This window comes from Streptococcus sp. HMSC10E12, assembly GCF_001807855.1.
Taxonomy (GTDB): Bacteria; Bacillota; Bacilli; order Lactobacillales; family Streptococcaceae; genus Streptococcus; species Streptococcus salivarius.
This window is the reverse complement of record NZ_KV791112.1, coordinates 1-3,368: the sequence shown is the minus strand read 5'-3', so window position 1 is coordinate 3,368 and position 3,368 is coordinate 1. Positions and strand designations below refer to the sequence as shown.

The window sequence follows — 3,368 nt, the reverse complement described above, 5'->3', positions numbered from 1 at the left end:
ATAGCTAAAAGCGAGTACGCTCCCTTTTAACCCATTAAACATGGTCTGCATTTCACTGGGACAGAACCAGTAACCGCATATCCTCTTCCATGTTTCTTGTTTTCACTAGTCACTTGACTATGAATTCACCTTTAGAGGTAGTGAATAAAGATATAAATTAAACAATTTATGATTTTAGTATAGCAAACATATTAGAAGATAGCAAGCTAACATTAATCGATAAGCTATTTGTCTCACTTCTTATTGAAGGTACTTGTATCAGTAGATCATCTCTCCTAACAAAAATAAAGTTACAATAATAGAACCTACGACGAAGTTTTTGTGTTCCGAATAACGTCTTGGTTTATGAGGATATTATATTTCCTTAAACTTTTTGTCATGTTTTTTATAAGTTAAGCCATAGCTCTTCCTTCATACTTTGAAAAATAAGAAAGAAATATCTAAAGGGCTCTATAATTTCTGTAGTGGGTAAAGCCACCGTAGAGATGGATTTTCCTTTTTTTAAAATTATAGAACTCGCTTTTTCAGTGTTCTAGTATTCATCTCTCTCTAAAAGTTAGTTATTTGTGACCCACTATGTTTAATAACGATGTGTCTCCATCGCTTTTCTAATTATCTCCATGAATGATTTAGTAGACTCTTCATCATTAACCTTGATAACTGCCTCCTTATTACCAGTTATTTCTTGTAGAACTTGAACATTTGCATCATTTCCCACTGCAGCGAGAATTTTAGTAGACACTTTAAACCATTTATTAGTACTCTTTATTTTGTTCAGTGCTAACTCATAATCATCTTTTGGTCCGTTACCATTCATAAAAATGATAACTGGAACTTTAAAACCACCTGGATTATCTAAAAACTCTTCCCTAGATAGTTTTTCGTTCAATTCATTTAGTGTATTACCAAAATTAGAAGCACCACTTGCCTTTAAGCCCTGCCACAAGAAGTCTTTCGGAGAAATTAGACCGTCAGTTAACCACTGAGAGGTTCTGGAGGATTGAAGAACAGCTATCCTTAATTCAGTAGAATATAATTTATTAGCTTTCTCTCTTAACAAGTCAACCATCTCTAGCATTATTGTATTCACTCTAGTAATCTGATCCTCATCCATGCTCATAGGGATGTCTAAGACACAAAATACGGGAAGTAACTTTCTAGGTATAAATTCTGGAACAATTGGCATAATTTTTTCCTTTCCTCTTTATTATATTGATATAGATAGACTAAATTTGAATAATAATTTTTTTTAAACAGTTTAGAATCCTACAAACTACAATTTAAAATTTAGTAAAAACACACTCCTAAAATCTTTTTTTTCAGATGACAATTTTAATACATCATTCCAGACCGACAGAAACATAACTTGCTCCTATCAGTTATTTACAATTCTCTTTCATTAATCAAATTTCCTTGAGAGTATGTTTGTAAGTATTTTTGTTTATTTGGTAGAGTTGTTATACCTGTACCTTCGCGTTTGCCGTCTTTCCAATCTCCATCATATATTGTGCCGTCTGGCCATATCATAGTTCCTTCACCATGAAACTGACCTGATAGGAAATCGCCTTCATAAATAACACCATTTGCCCCTTTAATTATACCTCTCCCTGTCCGGCCTCCTTCTTGAAAGTCCCCTTCATAAATATCACCATTCGCCCATTTAATTATACCTCTCCCTGTTCGGACTCCTTCTTGAAAGTCCCCTTCATAAATATCACCATTCGCCCATTGAACCATGCCCTCCCCTTTTAAAAGACCATCTTTAAAAGTTCCACGTAAGATAGTACCATCTGAATCGAGCATAATACCAATAGAAGGAACTCCTTCTTGAAATTTCCCATAAAACTGATTCCCAGAAGTATAATGTGCTACTCCAAATCCCTGTTGTTTATTACTAAACAGTTGGGTAGTCCCACGGTAACCATTGCCATCTTTTGTCTCATATTCTATATAAACTAATGACCTAGAATTTTCAATATTTACAGAACCATACACATTACAATAATTCATTCTTATTTTATTAGTAAATTGAAAAATTTTAGGCAATTTATTCTTAGTAAATTTTTTTACAAAATTACCATCTTCATCATAATACTCAATCCAAGTTTCACCTTGTGTGGTTCTTTTCATATATCCATAAGGCTTGAAATCTTTCCAAAATCCTTCCAGTTTATGCTTAGTAAAATCTCGTGTCCCATAAGAATAATGTTCATTCGATATAGAGAATAGCCTATATCCATCAAAATTATCAAATTTTAATATTATAGGTAGAGGAATTCTTATATCTTTTCCAACAATTTGCCTATTTTCAGTACATTGCTTCAATGCATTTAATTTCAGATTTTTACTATCGGTTATTTTCAATTCTCTTTCATTAATCAAATTTCCTTGAGAATATGTTTGTAAATATTGTTGGTTATTTGGTAGAGTTGTTATACCTGTACCATCGCGTTTATCGTTTTTCCAATCTCCATCATATATTGTGCCGTCTGGCCATGTCATAGTTCCCTTACCATGACGCTGATTTGATAGGAAATCGCCTTCATAAACTATACCGCTTGGCCAAAACATTTCACCTTTACCATGACGCATATCCTTATGCCAGTCTCCTTTATACGTTGTACCATCCGGCCATGTCTGCTTCCCTCTACCCTCAGAACAGCCATTCTCATACTCACCTTCAAAGACCCTGCCATCCGCAAAAGTATAAATCCCTTTCTTTCTCTTATCGTTCAAGAATTCACCCTCGAACATGTCCCCGTTGGGATATACTTCTTTTGCTGTCCCTTGGCGCATATTTTTTTGGAAGTCGCCTTCATATATGACCCCATTGGGATAATGAAACTGACCATTAACCCTACAACCATTTAAAAATTGTCCTTCAAAGGTAGAACCATCTGGCCATATCATTTTACCTTTCCCATTAGGGTATTTATGTATAAGTTCCCCTTCATAAACTACACCACTCGGGAAGGTTAATTTTCCTTTTACGGTTTCTTCCTTGTCTCTTTTTGTATCAGTCTTGATGTTAGGTGAAATCTTTTTACTATTCTGTATTGTATTTGCGGCAATATTCTCATAAGAATCATTAGCTGAGGTTTTAGAGGTTTCTTCTTCCTGAACTGCCACACTTTGATTAATTGTCCTTGCAATTGTTTGATACAGTTGCGTTTTTGTGGTTTCTTCTTCCCGTACTGCCACACTTTGGTTAATAGAATATGCAAAGACATCAAAGATAAAATTACAAAATTCTATAGTAAAACCATTAGATGATAAAGCAGACAAAAATTGTTTACGAGAAACTTCGTTCAAAGTACCTTGCTGCACAACACCGTAAAAATAGTCACCTGCTCCAACAGCCATAGCAT

Annotated in this window: 2 protein-coding genes; both read right to left on the bottom strand. The window is 34.4% G+C overall.

Annotated elements, in window-relative coordinates:
* Positions 1-580: 580 nt before the first annotated feature.
* On the bottom strand, positions 581-1,186 hold the full coding sequence (locus HMPREF3112_RS09250) for a vWA domain-containing protein (protein ID WP_070439496.1): 606 nt from the start codon (positions 1,184-1,186) through the stop codon (positions 581-583).
* A gap of 197 nt (positions 1,187-1,383) precedes the next feature.
* Positions 1,384-3,368 (bottom strand): MORN repeat-containing protein (locus HMPREF3112_RS09245; protein ID WP_070439495.1); only part of this gene is annotated, 1,985 nt, incomplete at its 5' end.